The organism is Bradyrhizobium sp. GW821-FHT13H06 (assembly GCF_058803975.1).
Genome location: NZ_JBXAPN010000014.1, coordinates 124433 through 150312, shown reverse-complemented (window position 1 = coordinate 150312; position 25880 = coordinate 124433). Strand labels below are relative to the sequence as shown.

25 protein-coding genes are annotated in these 25880 nt (G+C 65.1%); 4 read left to right on the top strand and 21 right to left on the bottom strand.

Annotated features, from left to right (window positions below):
- Positions 1-9: 9 nt before the first annotated feature.
- From AC1RQP_RS36730 to AC1RQP_RS36720, 3 genes are all read right to left on the bottom strand, one after another.
- Positions 10-1035, bottom strand: a complete 1026-nt coding sequence (locus tag AC1RQP_RS36730) for an ABC transporter substrate-binding protein (RefSeq protein ID WP_239626282.1) — start codon at positions 1033-1035, stop codon at positions 10-12.
- A 90-nt stretch (positions 1036-1125) separates the two neighbouring features.
- A complete protein-coding gene (locus tag AC1RQP_RS36725) occupies positions 1126-1914 on the bottom strand; it encodes an ABC transporter permease (RefSeq protein WP_061879298.1) in 789 nt (262 codons plus the stop codon).
- A complete protein-coding gene (locus AC1RQP_RS36720; RefSeq protein ID WP_492942245.1) occupies positions 1914-2732 on the bottom strand; it encodes an ABC transporter ATP-binding protein in 819 nt (272 codons plus the stop codon). The genes AC1RQP_RS36725 and AC1RQP_RS36720 overlap by 1 nt, the downstream gene beginning before the upstream one ends.
- Positions 2733-2877: 145 nt before the next feature.
- Here AC1RQP_RS36720 and AC1RQP_RS36715 point away from each other — a divergent pair, with 145 nt between their 5' ends.
- On the top strand, positions 2878-3660 hold the full coding sequence (locus AC1RQP_RS36715) for an ATP-binding cassette domain-containing protein (RefSeq protein ID WP_492942242.1): 783 nt from the start codon (positions 2878-2880) through the stop codon (positions 3658-3660).
- Positions 3657-5216, top strand: coding sequence for a glycine betaine ABC transporter substrate-binding protein (locus AC1RQP_RS36710; protein WP_492942240.1), 1560 nt, complete (start codon positions 3657-3659; stop codon positions 5214-5216). The genes AC1RQP_RS36715 and AC1RQP_RS36710 overlap by 4 nt, the downstream gene beginning before the upstream one ends.
- A gap of 6 nt (positions 5217-5222) precedes the next feature.
- Here AC1RQP_RS36710 and AC1RQP_RS36705 read toward each other — a convergent pair whose 3' ends face one another.
- Complete coding sequence (locus tag AC1RQP_RS36705; RefSeq protein ID WP_492942238.1) at positions 5223-6935, bottom strand: sulfatase-like hydrolase/transferase; 1713 nt, start codon at positions 6933-6935, stop codon at positions 5223-5225.
- A gap of 316 nt (positions 6936-7251) precedes the next feature.
- Positions 7252-7905 carry a TetR/AcrR family transcriptional regulator gene (locus AC1RQP_RS36700; protein ID WP_492942236.1) on the bottom strand — a complete coding sequence of 218 codons (654 nt, stop codon included), beginning with the start codon at positions 7903-7905 and terminating at the stop codon, positions 7252-7254.
- 107 nt (positions 7906-8012) lie between these two features.
- Between AC1RQP_RS36700 and AC1RQP_RS36695 the strand changes: the two genes are divergently transcribed.
- A complete protein-coding gene (locus tag AC1RQP_RS36695) occupies positions 8013-8633 on the top strand; it encodes a hypothetical protein (protein WP_492942234.1) in 621 nt (206 codons plus the stop codon).
- A gap of 273 nt (positions 8634-8906) precedes the next feature.
- On the opposite strand, the gene ilvC is transcribed toward AC1RQP_RS36695, so the two are convergent.
- The 7 genes from ilvC to miaA all read right to left on the bottom strand — a co-directional run bounded on the left by ilvC (position 8907) and on the right by miaA (position 16124).
- Positions 8907-9926 carry a ketol-acid reductoisomerase gene (gene ilvC, locus AC1RQP_RS36690; RefSeq protein ID WP_257176015.1) on the bottom strand — a complete coding sequence of 340 codons (1020 nt, stop codon included), beginning with the start codon at positions 9924-9926 and terminating at the stop codon, positions 8907-8909.
- A 133-nt stretch (positions 9927-10059) separates the two neighbouring features.
- Positions 10060-10662, bottom strand: coding sequence for a LysE family translocator (locus AC1RQP_RS36685; protein WP_492942232.1), 603 nt, complete (start codon positions 10660-10662; stop codon positions 10060-10062).
- A 7-nt stretch (positions 10663-10669) separates the two neighbouring features.
- Complete coding sequence (locus AC1RQP_RS36680; protein ID WP_492942230.1) at positions 10670-11545, bottom strand: EamA family transporter; 876 nt, start codon at positions 11543-11545, stop codon at positions 10670-10672.
- Positions 11546-11715: 170 nt separating this feature from the next.
- Entirely contained in the window at positions 11716-12411 is a 696-nt protein-coding gene (locus tag AC1RQP_RS36675; RefSeq protein ID WP_492942228.1) for a class I SAM-dependent methyltransferase, read from the bottom strand.
- A gap of 3 nt (positions 12412-12414) precedes the next feature.
- Positions 12415-12957 carry an acetolactate synthase small subunit gene (gene ilvN, locus AC1RQP_RS36670; protein WP_028177127.1) on the bottom strand — a complete coding sequence of 181 codons (543 nt, stop codon included), beginning with the start codon at positions 12955-12957 and terminating at the stop codon, positions 12415-12417.
- A 24-nt stretch (positions 12958-12981) separates the two neighbouring features.
- Complete coding sequence (locus AC1RQP_RS36665) at positions 12982-14757, bottom strand: acetolactate synthase 3 large subunit (RefSeq protein ID WP_492942225.1); 1776 nt, start codon at positions 14755-14757, stop codon at positions 12982-12984.
- 425 nt (positions 14758-15182) lie between these two features.
- Positions 15183-16124, bottom strand: coding sequence for a tRNA (adenosine(37)-N6)-dimethylallyltransferase MiaA (gene miaA / locus AC1RQP_RS36660; protein WP_492942223.1), 942 nt, complete (start codon positions 16122-16124; stop codon positions 15183-15185).
- Between the two features lie 10 nt (positions 16125-16134).
- On the opposite strand from miaA, the gene serB reads away from it, so the two are divergent.
- Positions 16135-17040, top strand: a complete 906-nt coding sequence (serB, locus tag AC1RQP_RS36655) for a phosphoserine phosphatase SerB (protein ID WP_492942221.1) — start codon at positions 16135-16137, stop codon at positions 17038-17040.
- A gap of 95 nt (positions 17041-17135) precedes the next feature.
- Here serB and AC1RQP_RS36650 read toward each other — a convergent pair whose 3' ends face one another.
- From AC1RQP_RS36650 to AC1RQP_RS36610, 9 genes are all read right to left on the bottom strand, one after another.
- Positions 17136-18653 carry a Do family serine endopeptidase gene (locus tag AC1RQP_RS36650; protein WP_239626307.1) on the bottom strand — a complete coding sequence of 506 codons (1518 nt, stop codon included), beginning with the start codon at positions 18651-18653 and terminating at the stop codon, positions 17136-17138.
- Positions 18654-18796: 143 nt separating this feature from the next.
- Positions 18797-19003, bottom strand: a complete 207-nt coding sequence (locus AC1RQP_RS36645; protein WP_028177121.1) for a DUF2065 domain-containing protein — start codon at positions 19001-19003, stop codon at positions 18797-18799.
- A gap of 71 nt (positions 19004-19074) precedes the next feature.
- Positions 19075-19971, bottom strand: coding sequence for a protease modulator HflC (gene hflC, locus AC1RQP_RS36640; RefSeq protein WP_239626309.1), 897 nt, complete (start codon positions 19969-19971; stop codon positions 19075-19077).
- A complete protein-coding gene (hflK, locus tag AC1RQP_RS36635; RefSeq protein WP_271530818.1) occupies positions 19968-21107 on the bottom strand; it encodes an FtsH protease activity modulator HflK in 1140 nt (379 codons plus the stop codon). Before hflK ends, hflC begins: the two co-directional genes overlap by 4 nt.
- Before the next feature lie 128 nt (positions 21108-21235).
- Positions 21236-21769: a dihydrofolate reductase gene (locus tag AC1RQP_RS36630; RefSeq protein ID WP_492942218.1), complete on the bottom strand. Its 534-nt coding sequence runs from the start codon at positions 21767-21769 to the stop codon at positions 21236-21238.
- A complete protein-coding gene (locus AC1RQP_RS36625) occupies positions 21769-22254 on the bottom strand; it encodes a GNAT family N-acetyltransferase (protein WP_239626315.1) in 486 nt (161 codons plus the stop codon). Before AC1RQP_RS36625 ends, AC1RQP_RS36630 begins: the two co-directional genes overlap by 1 nt.
- Before the next feature lie 5 nt (positions 22255-22259).
- Entirely contained in the window at positions 22260-23054 is a 795-nt protein-coding gene (locus AC1RQP_RS36620; RefSeq protein ID WP_492942216.1) for a thymidylate synthase, read from the bottom strand.
- Positions 23055-23242: 188 nt separating this feature from the next.
- Positions 23243-24223, bottom strand: coding sequence for a tripartite tricarboxylate transporter substrate binding protein BugD (locus AC1RQP_RS36615; protein WP_492942214.1), 981 nt, complete (start codon positions 24221-24223; stop codon positions 23243-23245).
- A gap of 136 nt (positions 24224-24359) precedes the next feature.
- Positions 24360-25874, bottom strand: a complete 1515-nt coding sequence (locus AC1RQP_RS36610) for a tripartite tricarboxylate transporter permease (protein ID WP_239626320.1) — start codon at positions 25872-25874, stop codon at positions 24360-24362.
- Positions 25875-25880: the final 6 nt, after the last annotated feature.

The window sequence follows — 25880 nt, the reverse complement described above, 5'->3', positions numbered from 1 at the left end:
TCGCGTCGGCTATTTGGCATTGCCCGTGGTCTTCTTGGCCTGGTCGACGAATTTGTTGGTGAAGGTCTTGCTGACGTCGATCTTGGCGTTCGCGACCTCGGGCGAGCCGACGCTGAACACCGCAAGCACGGCATCCGCGCCCTTCGGATCCATCTTGCCGGTTTCCGAGAACATCGGGATCGTGTTCTTCAGCGCGGCGAGATAGAGGTCCTTGTTCTTGCCGACCACCTGCTCCGGCATCTTCGCCATGATCTCCTCGGGCGAATGCGCATGGATCCAGGCCAGCGTCGCGAGGATCGCATTGGTGAGCGCCTGCGTCTCCTTCTCATGGCCGTTGATCCAGGCCGCGGTCGAGTACAGCGCGCCGCCCGGATATTCGCCGCCGAACGTCTCGAGCGTGTCCTTCTGGGTGCGGGTGTCCGACAGGATGCGCAGATCCTTGTGGCTGCCCTGAAGCACGGTCACCGAAGGATCGAGCATCACGGCCGCGTCGATCTGGCCCTGCTGCATGGCGGCGACCGCGGTGGCGCCGAGGCCGACACCGATCACGGCGGTATCGGCGGGATCGACGCCGTTCTTCTTGAGCATGTATTTGAGGAAGAAGTCGGTGGAAGATCCGGGCGCGCTGACGCCGACCTTCTTGCCGGCGAGATCCTTGACCGATTTGATGTCGTTGGTGCGCGAGGGTGCGACCACCAACACGAGACCGGGGTAACGGTCATAGACCACGAAGGACTGGAGCTCCTGCTTCTTGGCCGCGAGATTGACGCAATGGTCGAAATAGCCGGAGACCACGTCGGCGCTGCCGCCGAGCACGGCCTTCAGCGCGTCCGAACCGCCCTTGAGATCCACGAGTTCGACATTGAGGCCGGCCTTCTCGTATTCGCCGAGCTGCTTGGCCAGCACCGTGGGCAGGTAGCACAGGCACGAGCCGCCGCCGACCGCGATGGTCACCTTGCTTTGCGCCGCGGCAAGCGAGGTGGTGAGCGTCAGCACGAGCAGCGCGCCGGCGAGCCTGGCAATCGTGTTCTTCATTGGGTTCCTCCGTTCGGCCGGCGGCACCATAAAGCAGCGGGACGGGCTTGAGAAGCGCTGCTCCGGTCATTCAATCGAGACCGTCACAGCCTAGCCGCGCCCGTCCGACGCGGTCGGCCTCCAGACCAACAGCCGCCGCTCCACCAGCGTGACGCCGAAGTCGATCAGGATGACGAAGGCCGAGAGCACGAACATGCCGGCGAACACACCGGCAACGTCGAACACGCCCTCGGCCTGCTGAATGAGATAGCCGAGCCCCGCCGCCGATCCCAGATATTCGCCGACGACCGCGCCGACCACCGCGAAGCCGACCGAGGTGTGCAGGGAGGAGAACATCCAGGACAGCGCCGACGGCCAATACACGTGCTGCATCAACTGCCGCTCGCTCATGCCGAGCATGCGGCCGTTGTCGAGCACGGTGCGGCTGACTTCTTTCACGCCCTGATAGACGTTGAAGAACACGATGAAGAACACCAAGGTGACGCCGAGCGCGACCTTGGACCAGATGCCGAGGCCGAGCCACAGCGCGAAGATCGGCGCCAGCACGACGCGCGGCAGCGCGTTGACCATCTTCACGTAGGGGTCGAACACGGCGGCGACCAGCGGCTGGCGCGCGAACCAGAAGCCGACCAGCACGCCGCCGAGCGATCCGATCACGAAGGCGAGGATCGATTCCGCCAATGTGATGCCGAGGTGCTTCCAGATCACGCCGGACGAGAACCATTTCACGATCTGGCTGAACACGTCGAATGGGTTGGAGAAGAAGAACGGCGGCAGCAGGATCTTGCCGAACACGGGAACGGTCGACAGCACTTGCCACAGCACGATGCAGACGACCGCGACCAGGATTTGCAGCGCAAGCAACGTCGGACGCGACATCAGACCGCCTCCGCCGCGTGCGTGGATTGCGCGTAGCCCTTCATCACCTCGTCCTTGAGCACGCTCCAGATCTCGCGATGCAGCGCATGGAATTCCTTGTCCAGCCGCACCTCGAAGATGTCGCGCGGGCGCGGCAAGCTCACCCGCCAATCGCCGATGATGCGCGAGGACGGCCCGGCCGACATGATCACGACGCGGTCGGCGAGCGCGATCGCCTCTTCCAGATCATGGGTCACGAACAGCACGGCCTTGCGGTCGGCGTTCCACAAGTCGAGCAGCAGGTTGCCCATGACCTGGCGGGTCTGCGCATCGAGTGGCCCGAACGGCTCATCCATGAGCAGGATTTTTGGATCGCGGATCAGCACCTGCGCCAGCGCCACACGCTTGCGCTGTCCGCCGGAGAGCATGTGCGGATAGCGGCCCGCAAAGGCGCCGAGGCCGACTGACGTCAGCCATTTTTGCGCCCGCGGCAGCGCTTGGGCGCGCGGCGTGCCCTTGATCTCGAGCCCGATCGCGACATTGTCGAGCGCGGTCTTCCACGGGAACAGCGCATCGGCCTGGAACAGGTAGCCGGCATCTCGGTTCAGCCCCGCCAGCGGCCGGTCGAATATCTGGACGCTGCCGGCCGCGGGCTTCAGCAGCCCGGCCGCAACGTTGAGCAGCGTCGATTTCCCACAGCCGGTCGGGCCGACGATGGCGACGAACTCGCCCTGGGCGACCGTGAGATGGGCTTTCTCAACCGCCGTATAGACCCGCCCGTCCCCGAGGCGGAACGCGACCTTGGCATCTTCCAGCGCCACTGCCGTGGGCGTCGTCATGTGCTTCCTCCGAATTCAGGCCGATGCCTTAGCCGCTCGCGCGGCCAAGTTCAATCAAGGCGCCAAGCATGCTACGCATACCGCGCTGCCGCGCTCTTACCCTCCCCTGGAGGGGAAGGGTAAGAAAGAAACGAGCTCACCTGCGATGCCCTCCCAGCTGGCGATCAGCTACCAGCACGTCACCAAGAGCTTCGGCTCCCTCATGGCTCTGAGCGATGTATCGCTCGACATCGCCGAGGGCGAGTTTGTGGCGATCGTCGGCGGCTCCGGCTCGGGCAAGACCACGCTGCTGCGGCTCGCCAACCGGCTGATCGAGGCCGACGGCGGTACCATCACCGTCGAGGGCGAGGACGTGAGAGACGTCGATCCGGTGGCGCTGCGTCGGCGGATCGGCTACGTGTTCCAGAGCGGCGGGCTGTTCCCGCATTTGAGCGTCGCCGACAATATCGGGATCACGCCGAGATTGCTGGGTGTGTCGGCGGCGGATATCGCCGCGCGTGTCGACGAGCTGCTCGAGCTGGTGCAGCTCGACCGTGTTGCGCATCGCGACCGTCTGCCGGAAGCGCTCTCCGGCGGCCAGCGTCAGCGCGTCGGCGTGGCGCGGGCGCTCGCGGCAAGGCCTCGCATCGTGCTGATGGACGAGCCGTTCGGCGCGCTCGATCCCCTCACCCGCGATGCGCTCGGCGACGACTATCGCTCGCTGCATCGCAAGCTGGGGCTGACCACAGTGATGATCACCCATGACATGACGGAGGCGATTCTGCTCGCCGACCGCATCGCAGTGATGCGCGGCGGACAGCTGCTGGCGCAGGGCACGCCCAATGAGCTCGCCAAGAGCGGCGACGCCTACGTGCTGGAGCTGCTGCGCACACCGCGGCGCCAGGCCGAGCGGCTGAATGCGCTGTTGCCGCAGAGCGGTGCGGCATGAGCCTCCTCGCCGATCCACGCTGGGGCGAGGCGCTGGCGCATCTGCCCGACTATCTCGGCAACCATGTGCAGGTCAGCCTTGCCGCACTGGCGCTCGGTCTCGCCGTCAGCCTGCCGCTGGCGATCCTCACGCGCAATCGCCCGGCGCCGCGCGGCATGCTGCTCGCGTTCGCCAGCATCGTGCAGACCGTGCCGGGACTGGCGCTGCTTGCACTGTTCTATCCGCTGCTGCTCGCGGCGGCCTCGGTCGCGCTGGCCTGGTTCGGCGTTTCCTTCTCCGCGTTCGGCTTCCTGCCGGCGATGCTGGCGCTGGCGCTCTATTCGATGCTGCCGGTGCTGCGCAACGGCATTACCGGGCTCAACGGCATCGATCCCGCGCTGATCGAAGCCGCCAAGGGCGTCGGCATGACCGGACGCCAATCGCTGCTCATGGTCGAGCTGCCGCTGGCACTGCCGGTGATGATGGCGGGCATCCGCACCGCCGCAGTCTGGGTGATCGGCACCGCGACGCTGTCGACCCCGATCGGGCAGACCAGCCTCGGCAATTACATCTTTGCCGGGCTCCAGACCCAGAACTGGGTGTTCGTGCTGTTCGGCTGCCTGGCCTCGGCCCTGCTCGCGCTCGCCGTCGATCAACTGCTTGGCCTGATCGAGAACGGTCTGCGTCGTCGCAGCCGTCTGCGCGCAGCGCTCGGCTGCGTCGGGATCGCGACCCTCGTTGCCGCAGCATTGGTGCCGACAATGGGGCGCTCCTCGCAGGGCTACATCGTCGGCGCCAAGACATTTGCCGAGCAATATGTGCTGTCCGCGCTGCTCAGGGACCGTCTTCAGGCCGCCGGCCTGTCCGCGACGGCACGCTCGAGCCTCGGTTCGAGCGTGATCTTCGAAGCGCTGAAGGCCGGCGATATCGATCTCTATGTCGACTATTCCGGCACGCTTTGGGCCAACCAGCTGCATCGCAGCGATATCAAGCCGCGCACCGAGCTGCTCGCGGAACTCAAGACAGCGCTCGCCAGGGACAACATCACCCTGCTCGGCGACCTCGGCTTCGAGAACGCCTATGCGCTGGTGATGCCGAGGAAGCGCGCCGAGGCGCTCGGCATCCGCACCATCGCCGATCTCGCCGCACAAACATCGACGATGTCGATTGCCGGCGACTACGAATTCTTCTCGCGGCCCGAATGGGCGGCCCTGCAAAAGGCCTACGGCCTTTCGTTCCGCGCCCAACGCCAGATGCAGCCGGATTTCATGTATGCGGCCGCCGCCAGCGGCGAGGTCGACGTGATCGCCGGCTACACCAGCGACGGCCTGATCGCGAAGTACGATCTCGTCGCGCTGGACGATATCAGGCACGCCATCCCGCCCTACGACGCGATCCTGCTGCTCGCGCCGAAACGCGCCGGTGACGAGCGATTGCAGGCGGCGCTGAGGCCGCTGCTCGGCAAGATCGACATCGCCACCATGCGCGAAGCCAATTTGCGCGCCAGCGGCAACGATGCGAACTCGTCGCCGGATGCGGTGGCGAAGTGGCTGTTGGACAAGATCAGGCGACAATAAAGACGGCTACAGTCCCCTGATCATCCCCGCGTCGATCAGCAGCCGGTTCAGTCGCCGCGCCTCGGCGCCGTCCTTGCAGCCGTAGAAGATGCCCTCGCAGCGGAGCATGATCTCCTTCTGCTCGGCGAAGGACGGGTCGAGCGGGATGCCGGCAGCTTCCTGGATCACCAGCGGCAGATAGGGACCGTCGATCGTGTCCATCACCGCCGCGCTCTTCAGCGGCTCGAAATTGACGGCGTCGATCGCATAATAGGTCGCGTAGAGACGCGGATCGTAATTGTCCAGCTTCTTGCCGAGAGCGCCCTCGTCGAGCCCGGGCTCGAGGATCTGCGGTGCGAATTCCGGCTGGTGATCGCCGTAGCGCACGATCAGGAAGGGCTCGCCCGGAAAGTTCTTCTTCAGGCCTGCGACAAAGGCCCTGTACTGCTCGGCGCTGATCGCCTGCCGGCGCAGATATTCGTCGATCGACGGCACATTGCCCGGCGCGCGCCAGTTCGGCAGCAGCTCGGGACGGAAGCGCGTCTCCCAGGGGAAATGATTGGCGCCGAGATAGATGAAGGTGAACAGCGGTTTGTTCGGCGGCTGCTGGCCCATCAGCTGGAGCGCCTTGTCGTAGAAGAAGCTGTCGGGTTCGACATCCTTCGCGCCGAGATCTTTCGAATCGAGAAAGCGCTCGATGCCGGTCGTCATCTGGAAGCTGCGCGCGCCCATGAAGCCGCCGTTGGCGGGATAGAGCGACAGCGTCTCGTAGCCGCAGCGGCGCAGCGCCAGCGGCAGGCCGCGCTCAACCCGGCTCGAGGCAATGCGTGTCACGAAATAGGCGAAGCGTCCGAACGAGCGCGAAGAAAGCCCCGCGAGCACGTTGTATTCGGTGAACCAGCTCGGTCCGCCATTGCTCTCGGCGAGGAACGTGCGCTGCTTGCCGTCCCAGGACGTGAAGTGGCTGCCATAGCCCTGCGGCACCTTGATGCCCTGCGCCGCGCGGATGTCGAAGCTCGATTCATCATGGATCATGACGATGTTCGGCCGGCGGCCGGCGGGATGGCAGGCATCGACCAGCGGCATGTTGAGCCGTTCATTGGTCGAAGCGGCCGCCTCCATGAAGCCGTGCTGCGCGAAATCCGACACCGCGCTGACGCCCGAGCGGAAGAATTTCGAGAGATAGCCGTCGTCGTAATAGCTGCGCCAGGCTTCATCCGGATGGTAGAGCGAATACCCGACAAGCCCGGCGAGGCAGGCGAGCTTGCAGGCCAGCGCCGGCAGGCGGCGGACGCGGAACGGGTCGAGCCACCACAGCGAATACATCAACGGCAGCGTGATCAGGCCGGCCAGAATCACCGACCAGCGCAAGTTCGGGAAGATCGTGAACAGGAACGCGACGGTGTCGCGGTCGATCATCATCAGGTCGATGAAATTGACCGTCATCTGCACGACCTCGTGCTTGAGCTGCGACAGCAGCACCAGCACGACGACCATGGTCAGCGACAATGCGCCCGAGAGCGCCGGCCGCCGCAGCAGCGTGATCCAGAAGAAGTTCAGGATGCCCCAGGCGAGCACAAAGGACAGGCGCGAGCCGAAATCGGTCTCGGTCTTGTACATCAGCGCGAGCGCAGCGAGATGCGGCGCTGCAACCGCGAGCAGGCGCCAGATGCCGAGCGCGGCAACGCTCGCCAGCACGGCCATCGTGGCAGAAGGACCTGGATTGGGCGCGGACGCCATCGACAATACGCTAAACTTCAAGTCCGGCCCGGTGACACGTCTGACCGGCGGGTCAGGGCGTCCGGCGCAGCCGGAAGCCTGCACCGTGTCACAAAACTGTAACGGAATGGTCAAGGACAGGCAACGCGGACCATCGTCCGCCCTTCGCTCAATGCGGGAGCCGGCGTCTGGCGCGACCCAGCGCCCGAGAGGCTCGCGGTGGAATGCCGTCCACACTGACCGGCCGGCGGAGCTACAGGCATCTCGAATGGATTTGAGGCAGCGCCCGCCACCGCAAAAGAAACGGGATTCTGGCCAGTGCGGTATCGCGCCGTTCCTAACCCCTGGTGATGCCGGCGATGAACAGGTCGAGCACCCCTTCGGCCATTCGCTCGATCTCACTCTCCTCCACGCCCCAGCGCGGAAAGTGGCCGTCGAGATTCATCCGAGCGAAGCCGTAGACCAGGGCGCGGCCGGCGATCTGGACGCGCTTGAGGTCGGCCGACCGTAGCAGGCCCTGCTCTGCGGCGTCGGTCAGCATCCGCTCGGTCAGCGCGACCAGCTCGGCATTGTCCCGCGTCAGCTCCGGTGAGCTGCCATGGGCAAAATAGCGCCCGGTCGAGATGATCTCGAAATGCGCGGGGTTGCGCATCGCCCAGCGCAGGTAAGCGAGGCCAAAGGCGCGAAAGCGGGCCAGCGGATCGGCGGCCGGAGCCTGCGCCAGCGACGTCTCGATCTCGGCACGAAAGCGCCGCTGCGCCTCTTCGGCTGCTGCCACCATCAGCGCGTCGCGGGTCGGAAAGTGCCGGAACGGCGCTCCCGGCGACACTGCTGCTCGGCGCGCGGCCTCACGGACGGAGACCTCGGCACCTTCGGCGGCCAGTTGCAGCGCAGCATCGATCAGCACGCGGCGGAGGTCGCCGTGGTGATACGGCCGGGATTCGGCTGCGGGGCGACGGGCGCGCGGCTTGGAGGGCTGACGGAAGGGCATAGACCATTCTAGGCTCACTCGAACGTGAATGTAAGCAATGATTACACCATTGACGATAGCGCCCCGTCCAAATGTAATCGATGATTACATAAAGAGGAGACCGCCCCATGTCACGACATCGAAGCTCGTTCGAAGGCTGGCGGCTGCTTGCCGCCCTCTCCTTGAGCCTGATCGCGCTCAGCCTTTGGATCGCCTCGATGCGGCAGTTCGAGGTCGAGGGCGTCCGCATGGTGATCCGCTTCACGGCGCGAAGCTCGCTCCTGTTGTTCTGCCTTGCCTTCAGCGCCGCGGCTCTGGCGCAACTCTGGCCCAATTCCTGGACGCGCTGGCAGCGTCGCAACCGCCGCTATCTGGGTTTGAGCTTTGCGGCCTCCCACGCGATCCACGGGGTGGCGATCGTCATCTTTGCCAACATGGATCCGGCTGGCTTTGCGGACGCCACCTCGGCCGCCTCCTACATTTTTGGCGGCATCGGCTATGCCTTCATCATCGCCATGAGCGCGACTTCGTTGGACCGCACCGCCGCGCTGATCGGCTCGCGCGCCTGGCGCGCGCTGCACCTCGTAGGCGGCTACTATCTATGGTTCCAGTTCATGGTGTCGTTCGGCAAGCGCGTGCCGGCGATGCCGCTCTATACCGCTTTCCTCGTTCCGCTCCTGATCGTGCTGACGCTGCGCATGATCGCGATGGCCCGCCATCCGCGTGGGCAGACCGTCCCGGCGGGCTGAAGCGACGCCGTGTTTGGCAGGAGCCGAGCCGCTCAAGTGCTTCAGGTCGCGGAAAGAACGAGAGAGCAATGTCTCGCCGAGATGAAAAGAGCGAGACCGCTATTTGCGATCTCGCTCGACCATAGTCGCCAAGGTCCAAGATTTGGCTTGACGAGCGAAGCTTGAATTTCGCTCGTCATTCCGGGGCGCGCGCTAAGCGCGAACCCGGAATCTCGATCAACAACCTCTGGATTCCGGGTTGCGCTTCGCGCCCCCGGAATGACGGCGCAGCCGTCAGTTCTTGCTCTTGTCGACCAGCGCGCCCTTCTTGATCCAGGGCATCATGTCGCGCAGCTTCGCGCCGACTTCCTCGATCGGGTGCTGAGCGAGCTTGGCGCGGGTCGCCTTGAACGAGGTCTGGTTGACCTTGTTCTCGAGCATCCAGTCGCGAGCGAACTTGCCGCCCTGGATGTCGGCCAGAACCTTGCGCATCTCTTTCTTGGTCTCGTCGGTGATGATGCGCGGGCCGGTGACGTACTCGCCATATTCGGCGGTGTTGGAGATCGAGTAGTTCATGTTGGCGATGCCGCCTTCATAGATCAGGTCGACGATCAGCTTCACTTCGTGCAGGCATTCGAAATAGGCCATCTCCGGCGCGTAGCCGGCTTCGACCAGGGTCTCGTAGCCGCCCTTGATCAGCTCGACCAGGCCGCCGCAGAGCACGACCTGCTCGCCGAACAGGTCGGTCTCGCATTCTTCCTTGAAGGTGGTCTCGATGATGCCGGCGCGGCCGCCGCCGATGGCGGAGGCGTAGGACAGGCCGAGGTCATGGGCGTTGCCCGAGACGTCCTTGGCGATCGCGATCAGGCAGGGCACGCCGCCGCCGCGCTGATACTCCGAGCGCACGGTGTGGCCGGGGCCCTTCGGCGCGATCATCAGCACGTCGAGGTCTGCGCGCGGGTCGAGCAGGTTGAAGTGGACGTTGAGGCCGTGCGCGAACACCAGGGCGGCGCCCTTCTTCATGTTGTCGTGCAGGTGCTCGCGGTAGATGTCGCCCTGGAGCTCGTCCGGAGTCAGCATCATGACGAGGTCGGCCCATTTGGCGGCTTCGGCGACTTCCATCACCTTGAAGCCGGCGTTCTCGGCCTTCTTGGCCGAGGCCGAACCCTTGCGCAGCGCAATGGCGACTTCCTTAACGCCGGAATCCTTCAGGTTGAGCGCATGGGCGTGGCCCTGGCTGCCATAGCCGACGATGGCGACCTTCTTGCCCTTGATCAGGTTCAGGTCGGCGTCGCGATCGTAGTAAACACGCATGGTCGTTTCCTCGTTCAGGGCCGAAAATCGGCCGATGGTCAGTGTCCGAAGGGTGAAATTTGCGGATTTCGGGGGCTGTCTAGAGCATTTTCAGCCCTGAGGGAAACCCGTTTCTGCATGGAAATCCGCGACATCATGCATCCATGAAAACGGGGTAGAGGGAAGCGAGCAGCAGGACCGCCATCAGGATATTGAAGGCGCGGACCAGCCGCTCGGAGGTCAGGACCGGCCGTAGCGCAGTGCCGAACAGGGCCCAGACCACGGTCGAGACCGTGCCGACGACGAGGCTGATCACGGTCTGGATGGCGATGTTGAGCGGGAATTGAGCGATCGCGGCATAGGCGGTGATGGTACCGATCACGATCACCCAGCCCTTGGCGTTGATCCACTGGAACATCGCCGCGCCCCAGAAGGTCATCGGGCCGCGCGCCTTCTCCTCGCCCGGCTTCGCCGGACCGGACATCGCGATCACGGCGGCCAAGTATATCAGGTAGGCGGCGCCGGCATATTTCAGGACGGTCTGGAGGATCGGATAGGCCAGGAACACGGTGCCGAGCCCGAGGCCGACGGCTGCGATCATGAAGGCAAAGCCGATGACTATGCCGACGATGTGCGGGATCGTGCGCCGGAAGCCGTAGGTCAGGCCGGAGGACAACAACATGATGTTGTTCGGCCCCGGGGTGAAGTACATCACCGCCATGAAGGCGAGGAAGGCGTAGAACAGCGAGTAGGTCATATTCACCTCACGCGATCTTGGGCAGGACTTGCGGGCGCTTCGCCAGCACCATCACGGCGATGCCGCCGATCACGGTCAGCATGCCGGCGAGGCGCAACGGTCCGAACCGCTCGCCGAACACAATGCTGGAGGCGGCCGAGCCGACGAACGGCACGAGCAGCGCGAACGGCACTACTTGCGCGGCGGGATAGTCGCGCAACAGGCGGCCCCACAGCCAATAGGCGATGCTGGTGGAGATGCCGCCGAGCATCAGCATGCAGAGCGCCGACGTCAGCGATAGGTGCGTCAGCGACGTCCACGTCGGCGCCGGCCCATCGGCGATCAGCGCCAGCGCGAACAGCGGCACCGCCGCGGCGAGACAGAGCCAGGCGAACAGATCGAACATCGGCACGCCGCGGGCGCTGCGCAGCAGGAGATTGCCGACCGCAAAGCTGAGCGGCGAGATCATCAGCACCGCGAACGCCGCGACGCTGAAATCATAGCCAACGGTGCCGCAGATCATCAGCAGGCCCGCAGCGGCAACGACGATGCCCAGCGTCTGCACCGGCGTCGGCCGCTCACCGAAGGCGAGCGCGGCAAGGCCGATGGTGAACAGCGCCTGGCTTTGCACCACGACGGAGGTCAAGCCCACCGGAACGCCATGGGCGATGCCATAGGCCTGGCTCAGGAACTGGCCGAGAAACAGCGTGAAGCTGATCGCGATCAGGAGCGACCAGGCAATCTTCGGCTTGCGAATGAACAGGCAGGGCACCGCGGCAATGGTGAAGCGCAGCGCCGTCATCAACTCCGGCGACAGCTCGTCGAGCACGATCCGGCTCGCCACGAAGGCAAGTCCCCAGATGATCGCCACCGTGACGGCGATGAGGATGTCGGCCGGCTTCATTCCAGACTCCCTAACCTCTCCCGCTTGCGGGAGAGGTCGCGCCGAAGGCGCGGGTGAGGGCTTTCTTCTCTTGGAGGTTCTCGCTTGTGGAGATACCCTCTCCCCGACCCTCCCCCGCAAGCGGGGGAGGGAGCGCAGCTACGACGTAGTTGCAGCTTGCTCTCACAGCTTCAGCCTTGCTCGCCGGCTTTCGATTTGCGCACCAGATAGGTGCCGTGCATGGGTGCATGGTAGTCGGCCGAGACCAGCGTGAAGCCGACGTCGGTCAGCATCCGCTCCATCACCCAGCCGAAGGTGGAATATTCGTCGCGCATATGCGTCACCACGCTCTCCCGCGCGAAATCGTGGTTCTTGATCTGGAAGTCGGCCCACTGCTCGACGTCACGCTCGACCGCGTCGGGCATCGCGGTATAGACGATGTCGCGCAGGTAGAAGCTCGCACCCGGCTTCAGTGCGCGATAGATCCGCGACATCGCCACCGCCTTCCAGAAATCCGGCAGATGGTGCAGCGTGAACTCGCTGACGATCAGGTCATAGGAGGCCGGCCGGTAGGCGAAACTGAGCAGGCCCGCCGACTGGGTGCGCACCGGGGCCTTGCGGTCGCGGGCGTAGATCTCGGCGAGCGCCAGCATCGCCGGCGAGATGTCGATGGCGTCGACCTCGGCGCCCATCAGCGCGGCTTCGGTGGCGAGCACGCCGTTGCCGCAGCCGATATCGGCGATACGCCAGCCGCGCTGCACACCGAGCATTTTCAGCGCGGCGCGCGCCAGCAGATCGGCATCGTCATGGCTGTCGTAGATCGATGCCACCGCGGGCTCGATTCCCATCCGGTTCCGCTCGTTGTAGTACCAGTCGCGCGCCAACATGGCTCACATCCCTTCAGGTCCGCGACCGATCGCGGCGACGCCGGTGCGCGACACCTCGACAAGGCCGAGCGGGCGCATCAGGTCGATGAACTGGTTGATCTTGTCCGTATTGCCTGTGATCTCGAACACAAAGCTCTCGGTGGTGGCGTCGATCACGCGGGCGCGGAATGCATCCGCCAGCCTGAGCGCCTCGACCCGGTGCTCGCCCTGCCCGCGCACCTTGACCATCGCCAGCTCGCGCTCGATCGAACGCCTGGTCAGGGTCATGTCGACGACGCGGTAGACCGGGATCATGCGATCGAGCTGGTGCTTGATCTGCTCGATCACCATCGGCGTACCCGTGGTGACGATGGTGATTCGCGACAGATGCTTCTGGGCCTCGGTCTCCGAGACCGTGAGGCTCTCGATGTTGTAGCCGCGACCCGAGAACAGGCCGATGACGCGCGCGAGCACGCCCGGCTCGTTCTGCACGAGCACCGCAAGCGTGTGCGTCTCGTTGGGATCGTGGCGGTCCTCGATGAAATAGGCGGATGCGGGCTGGTTCATTGTCGTCCCCTCAAATGTCGCTCGTCACACCAGCGCCTTGCCGCCGGCGAATGCCTTCGCGGTCGCCTCGTCATTGGCCTGCTCCGGCAACAGCATCTCGTTGTGCGCCTTGCCGGAGGGGATCATCGGGAAGCAGTTCTCCAGCGCGGCGACGCGGCAGTCGAACAGCACGGGGCGCTTGACCGAGATCATCTCCTGGATGGCGCCCTCGAGATCGGCGGGCTTGTGCACCTGGAGGCCGACGGCGCCATAGGCTTCCGCGAGCTTGACGAAATCCGGCAGCGCTTCCGAGTAGGAATGCGACAGGCGGTTGCCGTGCAGCAGCTGCTGCCACTGCCGCACCATGCCCATGTACTGGTTGTTCAGGATGAAGATCTTGATCGGCAGCTCGTACTGCACCGCCGTCGACATCTCCTGCATCGTCATCTGCACCGAGGCATCGCCCGCGATGTCGATGACGAGACTGTCGGGATGGGCAACCTGCACGCCGACCGCCGCCGGCAGGCCATAGCCCATGGTGCCGAGACCGCCCGACGTCATCCAGCGATGCGGCTCATCGAAGCCGTAGAACTGCGCCGCCCACATCTGGTGCTGGCCGACCTCGGTCGTGATGTAGGTATCCTTGCCGCGCGTGGCCTCGAACAGGCTCTGGATCGCATGCTGCGGCAGGATGACGTCGTTGCTCTTCTTGTAATAGAGCGAGTTGCGGGCGCGCCACTGCGCGATCTGCTGCCACCAGCTCTTGATGTCGGGCTTCTTCGCCTCCGCCTTGAACACCTGGAGGATGTCGCCGAGGATGTTGCCGCAATCGCCGATGATCGGCACGTCGACGCGGATGTTCTTGTTGATCGAGGACGGGTCGATGTCGATGTGGATCTTCTTCGAGCCCGGGGAGAACGCATCGACGCGGCCGGTGATGCGGTCGTCGAAGCGCGCGCCGACACACAGCATGACGTCGCAATCATGCATGGTCATGTTGGCCTCGTAGGTGCCGTGCATGCCGAGCATGCCGAGCCAGTTCTTGCCCGAGGCCGGGTACGCCCCCAAACCCATCAGCGTGGAGGTGATCGGGAAGCCGGTGACCTCGACCAGCTCGCGCAAGAGCTTGGTCGCCTCGGGGCCGGAATTGATGACGCCGCCGCCGCTGTAGATCACGGGGCGCTTGGCATTGGCCAGCAGCGCCACGGCCTTGCGGATCTGCGTCGCATCGCCCTTCACGCGCGGCGCATAGGAGCGGTGCACGTCGGACTTGCGCGGCGGGTGATAGGTGCCGGTCGCGAACTGCACGTCCTTGGGCACGTCGACCAGCACCGGGCCGGGCCGGCCGGAGGTCGCGACATAGAAGGCTTCGTGCAGCACCTTGGCGAGATCGTTGACGTCGCGCACCAGCCAATTGTGCTTGGTGCAGGGACGGGTGATGCCGACGGTGTCGCATTCCTGGAACGCGTCATTGCCGATCAGATGCGTCGGCACCTGGCCTGAGATGCAGACCAGCGGGATCGAGTCCATCAGGGCATCCGTCAGCGGCGTCACCATGTTGGTCGCGCCGGGGCCGGAGGTCACGAGCGCAACGCCGGGCTTGCCGGTCGAACGCGCATAGCCCTCGGCGGCATGGCCCGCGCCCTGCTCGTGTCGGACCAGGATGTGCTGGACCTCGCTCTGCTGGAAGATCTCGTCATAGATCGGAAGCACCGCGCCGCCGGGATAGCCGAAAATGTCGGTCACGCCGTGATCGATGAGCGCGCGGACGATCATCGCGGCGCCGGTCATCTGGTTCGGATCGTGGCTCTTGTCGCTCATTGGCTTGCTCCGGATGCGCTGTTGTCAGCGGCTTCGTTCGTGTCGGGTTCGGGAAATAAAAAAGGCCCCGAAGAGGGCCCATGCACACCGCCTGTCTTGTGGATGGCAGCTAGCCATCCCCGGCGGTGTGCCTGGGTACGACGGCGATAAGGAGTTTGGTAATAATATTACGCATGGCAGGCGATCGGCTTCCCAAAGGTTGCGCGAAACATAGCGGCCAAAGCCCGGATGTCAAGGCAATGCGGCCGTTCCCGCGCGATTTTGGCAGTGTAGCGGTGTTCCCGCAGTTCGGCGAGAGGTAAATTCGGGAACCCGGCGCAAAAGCGTGTCGCCTGCCCACGCGGATCGTCATTCGGACGGTCCGCATAACCAGACCCGGAATCCCGAGATGCCGGGTTCTCGCCTGGCGCCCCCCGGAATGACGGTCAGCTGGGGTCCCGGACCGCACTGACGATGGCCGCGAGCCATCCCCGCGCCGCACCCGGCCTCATCCATTCGAATTCCGGCAATTGGTGCCGGAACCAGGTGAACTGCCGCTTGGCGTAGTGTCGGGTGTCGGCGCGGCCAATGCTGGCGGCCTCCTCCAGGCCGAACTCGCCGCGCAGATGCCGGATCAAGGCCGGCACGCCATGGGCTTTCATCGCCGGCAGCAGCGGATCGAGGTGTCGGGCGGCGAGCCGCTCGACTTCCCTCAACGCGCCGGCTCCCAACATGGCGTCGAAGCGGGCATCGATGCGGGCATAGAGCTCGTCCCGCTCGGGCGCGAGAAACACAGCGCGAAAACTGTCCTTCGGCAGCAGCGGTGGCTGTCCCTCCCGGTGCCAGTCGAGCAGCGAACGCCCGGTCGCCTCGATCACCTCGAGCGCGCGCGCAATCCGCGTGCGGTCGCGCAGGTTCAATCGCTCGGCGGCAGCTGGGTCCCGGCGCGCAAGTTCCGCGTGCAGCGCCTCGACGCCGTTCCGTTCCAACCGCGCACGCACATCGTCGCGCACCTCGGCAGGAATCGGCGGCACCACGGAGAGGCCGGCCGTCAGAGCCTTGAAATAGAGCCCTGTGCCGCCGATGAAGATCGGCAGGCGGCCTTGAGCCCTCGCTTCATCGAGCGCCTTCGCCGCGTCGCTTACCCAGGCACCCGCCGAGAAATTCACGGCGGCATCGACATGGCCGTAGAGGCGATGCGGCACGAGCGCCTCGTCCGCCGCCGTCGGCCGCGCCGTGATGATGCGGAGGTCGCGGTAGACCTGCATGGAATCGGCATTGATGACGACGCCGCCGGCGGCGAGCGCAAGCTCGAGCGCCAGCGCCGACTTGCCGCTGGCGGTCGGGCCTGCGATAAGCACGGCCTTGCTTGAATGCCCCTCGCTCACGAAAACCTCAATGTCCCTCGTTGCCACGCTGATCTGCAACCCCGACAATCCCGCGCTCGACTCGACCATCGTCGACGGCGCCCGCGCCGTGCTGCCACAGGCGGCGCCCGCGCACTGGCTGTTCGACGGGGTTGCGGTCGACATCCCCTTCGGCACCGACAGTAACCTCGAAGGCGACCGACACGCCATCGAGCAGCGGTTGCGCGACCTCCGCGGCGACCTGCCCATCGACATCGTCGTGCAGCCAGTCGGCGCCCGGCGCAAGAAGCTTTTTCTCGCCGACATGGATTCCACCATGATCGGCCAGGAATGCATCGACGAGCTCGCCGATTTCGTCGGGGTGAAGGCGCATGTCGCCGCCATCACCGAGCGCGCGATGCGCGGCGAGATCGAGTTCGAGCCGGCGCTGCGCGAGCGCGTCGCGCTGCTCAAGGACCTGCCCGCAAGCGTGGTCGACGAGGTGCTGGCCAGGCGCATCACGCTGACGCCGGGCGGCAGAACACTGGTCGCGACCATGCGCGCGAACAGCGCCTACACCTGCCTCGTCTCCGGCGGATTCACGCTTTTCACGACCGCGGTCGCCGCCAGGATCGGCTTCCAGGAGAACCGTGCCAACGAACTCGTCGTGCGCGACGGCAAGTTCACCGGCGAAGTGAAGGAGCCGATCCTCGGCCGCGCCGCAAAGCTGGCGACGCTGGTGGATTTGATGGAGTCGTTCGATCTCGACGACATCGACTCCGTCGTAGTCGGCGACGGCGCCAATGATCTTGCGATGATCCAGGCGGCAGGGCTGGGCGTCGCATATCACGCCAAGCCCGCGGTGGCGGCGGCCGCGGCCGCGCGGATCGATCACGGCGATCTCACCGCGCTGCTCTATGCGCAGGGATATCGGCGGGAGGAGTTCGTGGAGGGCTGACACAATCGTCGTTCCGGGATGGTGCGAAGCACCAGACCCGGAACCTCGAGATTCCGGGTTCGATGCTTCGCATCGCCCCGGAATGACGGATGAAGTTACTGCACGCTCAGCGCCACGAAACGCAGCTCGCCGTCGCCGTTGGAGACCAGCAGCAGCACCGATTTCTTGCCGTCCTTCTTGAGCTGATCGACCCGCTTCTGGATGTCGGCACCGCTGGAAACGGCCTCCTGCGCCACCTCGACGATGACGTCGCCGGCGGACAGGCGCTTCTCGGCCGCGTCCGAATTGGCGTCGACATTGGTGACGACCACGCCCTTGACGCTGTCCTTGATCCTGTAGCGCGCGCGCAGATCCTTGCTGAGCGCTGCGAGGTCCAGGCCAAGCGCCTTCTGCGTCACCGGCTTCTCGGGCGCGGGCTCGTCGGTCTTCACCGCGGCCTGCACCTTTTCGGGGTCCTGGAGGCGGCCGAGCGTGACCTTCTTGGTCTCTTCCTGCCCCTTGCGGATGATGACGACGTCGACCTCCTTGCCGACCGCCGTGTCGGCGACGACGCGGGACAGGTCCTTCGGATCCTTGACGTCCTTGCCGTCGAACTTGACGACGACGTCGCCGGGCTCGATGCCGGCGGGCTTGGCCGGACCCTTGTCGTCGACGCCGGCGACCAGCGCACCGCGCGCCGGCTTGATGTTGAGACTCTCGGCGATCTCGTCAGTGACGCTCTGGATGCGCACCCCAAGCCAGCCGCGGCGCAGTTCGCCGAACTGGCGGAGCTGATCGACGACGCCCACCACCGTCTTCGACGGCACGGCGAAGCCGATGCCAATGGAGCCGCCGGATGGGGAGATGATCAACGTGTTGACGCCGATGACGTCGCCGTCGAGGTTGAACAGCGGACCGCCGGAATTGCCGCGATTGATGGAGGCGTCGGTCTGGATGTAGCTGTCGTATGGTCCTGATGAGATGTCGCGGTTCTTGGCCGAGACGATGCCGGCGGTCACCGTTCCCCCCAGGCTGAAGGGGTTGCCGATCGCGACCACCCAATCGCCCAGACGCAGCTTGTCGGAGTCGCCGAACTTGACCGCGACCAGCGGCTTCGGCGGCTTGATCTTGAGCACGGCGAGATCGGTCTTCTTGTCGACGCCGACCAGCTCTGCCTTGATCTTGGTGCCGTCGTTGAGGATGACGTGGATCTCGTCGGCGTCCGCGATGACGTGGTTGTTGGTGACGACGACGCCTGATGCGTCGATGATGAAGCCGGAGCCGAGCGAGTTGGTCTTGCGCGGCGGGTTGTCGCCGCCCTTGCTGCCGCCACCGGGACCCCGGCGGTTCTTGAAGAAGTCGTCGAAGAACTCTTCGAACGGCGAGCCGGGCGGCAGTTGCGGCATGGTGTTGCTGCCGCCGCCGCCCTTGGCCTCGACCGTCTGCGAAGTCGAGATGTTGACGACCGCGTCGATCACCTTCTCGGCGACGTCGGCGATGCCATCCGGTCCGCGCGCATGGGCCGGCGTGCCGAACGCGCTGAAAGCACCGACGGCGAGCGCGGCCAGCCCAATTCGCACACCAAGTCGCACGCAACGGCGCGAGCGGGACGGGGCAGTGGTGGCAGCGGTCATTGTGATCTCCAGGCAAAGGGATTCGGCGCCAGACTGCGCTCGAACGGGGGCACGGCGCAAGCGCGGAGCTTAACGGGCCTCAAGACACCGACAATACGACGAAAACCGGTCTGGCGCCTTCACTTTGGCGTTGGCCTGATGCCCTAAATTGGGCGCCGGATAACCCAGATCAGGACCAGACCGGCCACGGCCGAACCGATCCCAACCGCCCGCAGCACGTTGTCCGGCGTAGCGATGGCGCTCTTCATGGCTTTGCGCATCCAGTTGGGACTGGCCGCGAACATCAAGCCCTCCAGCACGAACAGGATGCCTAGGCCGATGAGGAAGTCGGCGAACGCAATGGACCTCATCGGAATGGAACCTCCCCGCTATACTTTCTTGTCTGGACGAAGGGCGGCCAGACCGGCCGCCCTTGTCTAGCTTACGGCTTCGCCGGCGTCTCGGTCGCCATCTTGCCGGACGGGTTGCTGAAGTACCGGAAGAAATCCGAATCCGGTCGCAGCAGGAAGCGGGTGTCGTTCGAACGGAGCCCGTTCTCATAGGCCGTCATCGACCGGTAGAAGGCGAAGAAGTCGGGGTCCTTGCCGTAAGCCTCGGCGAACAGGCGGTTGCGCTCGGCGTCGCCAATGCCGCGCGTTTGGTCGGCCTGCGACCTCGCTTCTGCCTCGATCACGGTGGCCTCGCGGTCGGCCTTGGACTTGATCTCCTGCGCCTTCTGACCGCCCTGCGCGCGGAACTCGGCGGCCTCGCGCTCGCGCTCGGTCTTCATGCGCTGGTAGACCGCCTGGCTGTTCTGATCCGGCAGGTCGGCGCGGCGGATCCGGACGTCGACGACCTCGATGCCGTAGCCGTCGGCCTCGCGATCGAGCTGGTCGCGAATGCGCTGCATCAGCTTCTCGCGGTCGTCGCGCACCACGTTGATGAAGGTGACCTCGCCGAGCACGCGGCGCAGCGCCGCGTTCAGGAGCGTGGTGAGCTGGACGTTGGCAGCCTGGATCGAGCCGATGCTCTGATAGAAGCGCAACGCATCCTTGATGCGGTAGCGCGCGAAGGCGTCGACCACGAGCCGTTTCTGGTCGGACGCGATCGCTTCCTGCGACGGATTCTCCAGGTCGAGGATCCGCTTGTCGATGTTGATCACCGAATTCCACGGCGCCTTGAAATGCAGGCCGGGCGCGGTGACGACGTCGACGGGCCGGCCGAACTGCAGCACGATCGTCTGCTCGGTCTGCTGCACCGTGAACAGCGACATGTAGGCTACGATCAGGACCAGAAGCAGCCCGAGCAGCGTGACGAAACCTGTAACCGGGGACCTCATCGGCTGCCTCCGCTCGACTGCGGACCGGTGGTAGGCGGCCGCTTGGTCGTCAGTTCGGGAAGCGGGAGATAGGGCACGACGCCCTGCCCCGAGGCGCTGCCGCCGTCATAAATGAGCTTGTCCGCGCCACCGAGCACGCGTTCCATGGTTTCCAGATAGATCCGTTCGCGCGTCACGTCGGGCGCCTTCTTGTATTCGTCGTAGACCTTCAGGAAGCGCGCGCTCTGGCCCTTGGCCTCGGCGACCGCCTGCTCCTTGTAGCCTTCGGCAGCCTGCAGGATCTGCGCGGCACGGCCGCGCGCCTGCGGCACCACCTGGTTGGCGTAAGTCTGGGCTTCGTTTTGCAGCTGCTCGAGATTGGCGCGCGCCGCCTGTACGTCGCGGAAGGCATCGATCACCTGCGCCGGCGGATCCACCTTCTGCATCTGCACCTGGCTGATCTGGATACCCGCGCCGTAGCTATCCAGGGTCTTCTGGATCAGTTCGTGCACGTTCTGCTCGGTCACGTTCCGCGCGCCGGTCAGGATCGGCTGGATCTGCGAGCGGCCGATCACCTCGCGCATCGCGCTCTCGGCGACCGCCTTCACGGTGCCTTCGGGATTCTGGATGTTGAAGAGGAAGTCGCCGACGCCGTCCGGCTTGATGCGCCAGAGCACGGTAAAGTCGACGTCGACGATGTTCTCGTCGCCGGTCAGCATCAGGCTCTCTTCAGGCACGTCGCGAATGGAGCGGCCGCGCCGCGCCGGATCGTCGATCAGCGTCATGCCGATGGAGGTGGTGTTGACGCGCAGCGCCTTCGGCAGCAGCACGGTCTCGATCGGATATGGCAGATGATAGTTCAGGCCCGGCTGCACGGTGCGGACATGCTTGCCGAAGCGCAGCACGACGCCGAGCTCTTCGGACTGCACGCGGAAGAAGCCCGACAGCAGCCAGAATGCAACGATCAGCAGGATGATCAGCGTGATACCGATGCCGGAGAAATAGCCGCCCGGCATGATCTGCTGGAGGCGGTCCTGGCCGCGCCGCAGAAGGTCTTCCAGATCCGGCGGCCTCGGCCCAACCGGTTGCGGGCCTGAGCCCCATGGTCCCTTTGGACCCGAGCCCCATGGGCCACCGCCCTGATTCTTCCACGGCATTCGATGATCTCCTCGGCAGGGTCGAATTGCCCCCGCCCGCTTTGTCCGGTCCGGCTTTATAGGGGACAGGCAGGTCCCTTACAACGCAACCCGGGCCGTCTTCCGAGCTATGCTCGGGCACGAAAAAGTCAATGTAAACATTGGCGAATGCGGTTAATGGCCGCCCGCCGACGATATGTCACATAGGAGAAGTCGGCGCTGTCGTCGGGTCCGGCAGGATGACGCATGCGCGTGGTCTCCTCCCACCCGGCCTTGTCGATGTCGAAACGCGTGTCGCCTTCGGGCCGCGCATGCACTTCGGTGATTTCGAGGCGATCGGCGCGATCGAGCCATTGCCGGTAGATCTCGGCGCCGCCGATCACGGCGATCTCAGTGACCGAACGCCGCAGGGCATCGCCGCGCGCGACCGCCTCCGCATCCGCAGCCGATGTCGTGACGACGGCGCCGGCGGCACGATAAGCCGCATCGCGCGTGATCACGATGTTGGTGCGGCCCGGCAGCGGCCGGCGCAGGGATTCGAAGGTCTTGCGACCCATGATCACCGGCTTGCCGATCGTGAGCGCCTTGAAGCGCGCCATGTCGGATTTCAATCGCCACGGAATGGCGTTGCCGGCGCCGATGACGCCGTTCTCCGCAATCGCGACGACGAAGACGATCTCCATCAGGGCGCACTCCCGGCAAGCCGCCTCAGCGAAGGCCCGGTGACGCGGCACAGCGTCCAGTCGTCCATCATGACGGCGCCCAGCGACTTGTAGAACGCGATCGACGGCGCGTTCCAGTCGAGCACCGCCCATTGCAGGCGCGACCAGCCGTTCTCGACGCATTCCCTGGCGAGATAGACCAGCAGCGCCTTGCCGAGGCCCCTGCCCCGATGCGACGGCCGCACGTAGAGATCTTCGAGATAGATGCCGTGGCGGCCGCTGAAGGTGGAGAAATTCGCAAACCACACCGCGAAGCCGACCGGCTCACCGTTCCACTCGGCGATCGCGCAATAGAGTTGCGGCCTTTCACCGAACAGCGCGTCGGCGATGTCAGCCTCGGTCGCCTCCACCTCGTGCGACAGCTTTTCGTATTCGGCAAGCTCGCGGATGAAGGACAGAACGAGGCCGGCTTCTCCAGCCTGGACACGACGGATGGCCAACGACATCTGCGCTAGACCGCGACTTCCGCCTTGATGTGCGGATGCGGATCGTAGCCGACGAGCTCGAAATCCTGGAAGCGGAAGGAGAAGATGTCCTTTACATCAGGGTTGATGCGCATCACCGGCAGCGCGCGCGGCGCGCGCGTGAGCTGGAGCTTCGCCTGCTCCAGATGGTTGGAATAAAGATGGGTGTCGCCGAGCGAGTGCACGAAGTCGCCGGGCTTCAGCCCGGTGACCTGCGCCACCATCATGGTGAGCAGCGCATAGGAGGCGATGTTGAAGGGCACGCCGAGGAAGACGTCGGCCGAGCGCTGATAGAGCTGGCAGGACAGTTTGCCATTCGCGACGTAGAACTGGAACAGCAGGTGGCAGGGCGGCAGCGCCATCTTCTCGACGTCGGCCGGATTCCAGGCGGTGACGATCAGCCGGCGGGAATCGGGAGTGCGCTTGATCATGTCGACGACATTGGCGATCTGGTCGATGCTGTGCCCGTCGGCCGTGGGCCAGGAGCGCCATTGATGGCCGTACACCGGGCCGAGATCACCATTGGCGTCCGCCCATTCGTCCCAGATGGTGACGCCGTTGTCGCGCAGATATTTGATGTTGGTGTCGCCCTTCAGGAACCACAACAGCTCGTGCACGATCGCCTTCAGCGGCAGCCGCTTGGTGGTCAGCATCGGGAAGCCGGCGGACAGATTGAAGCGCATCTGGTGGCCGAACACGGAAAGCGTGCCGGTACCGGTCCGGTCGGTCTTCTCGGCGCCGTCTGAAAGAATCCGCTCGAGCAGGTCCTGATACTGGTGCATGTGCCAAAAACCTTAGGAAGACGGCAGCCTCTGGGGGAGGCGGCGAAGTTAGCGGCCGCCCCCATGCTGCGACAGCAGCGATTCGCTGTCTGTCGCGATTATACCCGGAAAAATGAGCGGTCCCGGCACAAACGACAAGGGCGGAACCTGCGTCCCGCCCTTCCAGCCTATCGGCTTGATCGCATTGCCTAAGTTGCCGGCTTGAGCACCGGGGTCCACTTCGCGATCTCGTTCTTGACGAGGGCGGCCAGCGATTCCGGCGTCCGTTCGGCGGGGCCCGGGATGACGCTGCCGAGCTCGAGCAGGCGCTTGCGCACGGTCTCGTCATCGAGCGCCTTGATGGCCGCAGCGTTCAGGCTCGCCACGACCGCCGGCGAGGTTCCCTTGGGTGCGAACATCGCGTTCCAGGCCTGGGCCTGGAACTTCGGCAGGCCCGCTTCGGCCGTCGTCGGCACGTTCGGCAGCGACGGATTGCGCTCCGGCGTTGCGATTGCATAGGCCTTGATGGTGCCGGCGTTGATCTGCGGCACGGCGTTGACGATCTGGTCGCACATGTAATCGACCTGGCCTCCGACCAGCGCATTCATCGCAGGTCCCGTGCCGTTGAAGGGCACGCCGACCGGCTTGATGTCGAGGATGGAGTGCAGCAATTCGCAGGAGACATGCGAGACCGAGCCGACGCCGGCATGCGCGGCGTTCACCTTATCGGCGTTCGCCTTCACATAGGCGACGAACTCATTCAGGTCCTTCGGCGGAAAGTCCTTGCGCGCGAGGATCAGGATCGGCGTGCCCGCGAGCAGCGCGATGGGCTCGAAGTCCTTCTCGGGATGGTAGGCGAGCTTCGGATACAGCGGCACAGATGCGGCATGCGTGCCCATATGACCGGTGATCAGCGTATAGCCGTCATTGGCCGCGCGCGCGGCGCGCGTGGTCGCGGTGGTGCCGCCGGCGCCGACGACGTTCTCGATGATGATGCTTTGTCCCAGTGTCTGCGCCATGTGCGAGGTGACGATGCGCGCGACGACGTCGGTCGGTCCGCCGGCCGCGAACGGCACGATCATCGTGATGCTGCGCGTCGGGTAGGTCTGCGCCTCGGCCGGCGCGATGAAGGCGCCCAGCGAGGCAAGCGCTGCGGCACATGCGCCCGTGAGCGCGCGAAGAAAGGTCATGTGGATCCCCTTGGACACAAGCAAACTACCGGCCCAAAGGCCGCTATTTTCATTTCACGAAGCCGTCACACAAGTCGATTCGACTTCCGAATGCGGCGCGCCGACGCAGGACGTGGCGCGCCGTTGGGCGGCGACCTCAGTTCTCGGACTCGGTGAACACCTCGTCGCGCTTGGCGCGCAACGCCGGTAGCACCGTAAGGACAAGAAGGCCCGCCGCAACCGCCAGCAACACCGCCGACAACGGACGCGTGACGAACACGCTCCAGTCGCCACGCGAGATCAGCAGCGCGCGGCGCAGGTTCTCTTCCATCAGCGGTCCCAGCACCATGCCGAGCAGCAACGGCGCCGGCTCGAAATCGTGCTTGATCAGCCAGTAGCCGACGAGGCCGAAGATACCGGCCAGGATGACGTCGACCGGTGCGTTGTTCACCGAATAGATGCCGATCGCGCAGAAGATCACGATCGAGGGGAACATCAGCCGGTACGGCACGCGCAAGAGGCGCACCCAGATTCCGACCAGCGGCAGGTTGATGATGATCAGCATCAGATTGCCGATCCACATCGAGGCGATCATGCCCCAGACGAGGTCCGGCTGTTTCTGCATCACCTGCGGACCCGGCACGATGCCGTGAATGGTCATCGCTCCCACCATCAGCGCCATCACCGCGTTCGGCGGGATGCCGAGGGTGAGCAGCGGGATGAACGAGGTCTGCGCCGCGGCGTTGTTGGCGCTTTCCGGCCCCGCCACGCCCTCGATCGCGCCGCGGCCGAACCGCGACGGGTTCTTGGCGAGCTTCTTCTCGAGCGTATAGGCCGCGAAGGATGCGATCACCGCGCCGCCGCCGGGCAGAATGCCGAGGATCGAGCCGAGCACGGTGCCGCGCAGGATCGGCGGCGCCGAGTCGAGCAGATCCTTTTTGGTCGGCATCAGGCCGGTGATCTTCTGCTGCACGAGGTCGCGGTTCATCCCGGCGCCATGGTCGAGGTTGCGGATGATCTCGGCAAAGCCGAACACGCCCATCGCCACGGTCGCAAAGCCGAGACCGTCGGCGAGCTCGGGAATGTTGAAGGCCATGCGCGAGGCGCCGGTCTCGATGTCCGAGCCGACCATCGACAGCAGCAGGCCGAACACGATCATGGCGATCGCCTTCAGCACCGAGCCCTTGGCCAGGACCACCGCGAAGATCAGGCCGAGCACCATCAGCGAGAAATATTCGGCCGGGCCGAACGCCAGCGCGAGCTTCGTGAGCGGCGCGCCGAGGATGGCAATCAGGACGGTCGCGACGCAGCCGGCGAAGAACGAGCCGATTGCGGCGATCGCCAGCGCCGGGCCGGCACGGCCCTGCTTGGCCATCTGGTGCCCGTCGATGGCGGTGACCACCGATGTCGCCTCGCCTGGAATATTGACCAGGATCGACGTGGTCGAGCCGCCATACTGGGCACCGTAATAGATGCCGGCGAGCATGATCAGCGCGCCGACCGGCGGCAGTCCGAAGGTGATCGGCAGCAGCATTGCGACCGTCGCAATGGTGCCGATGCCCGGGAGCACGCCGACCAGCGTGCCGACGAGCGCGCCGATCAGGCACATCAGGAGGTTGATCGGAGAGAAGGCGACGGCGAAGCCGTGAGCGAGGTTGGCAAAAATATCCATCACGCC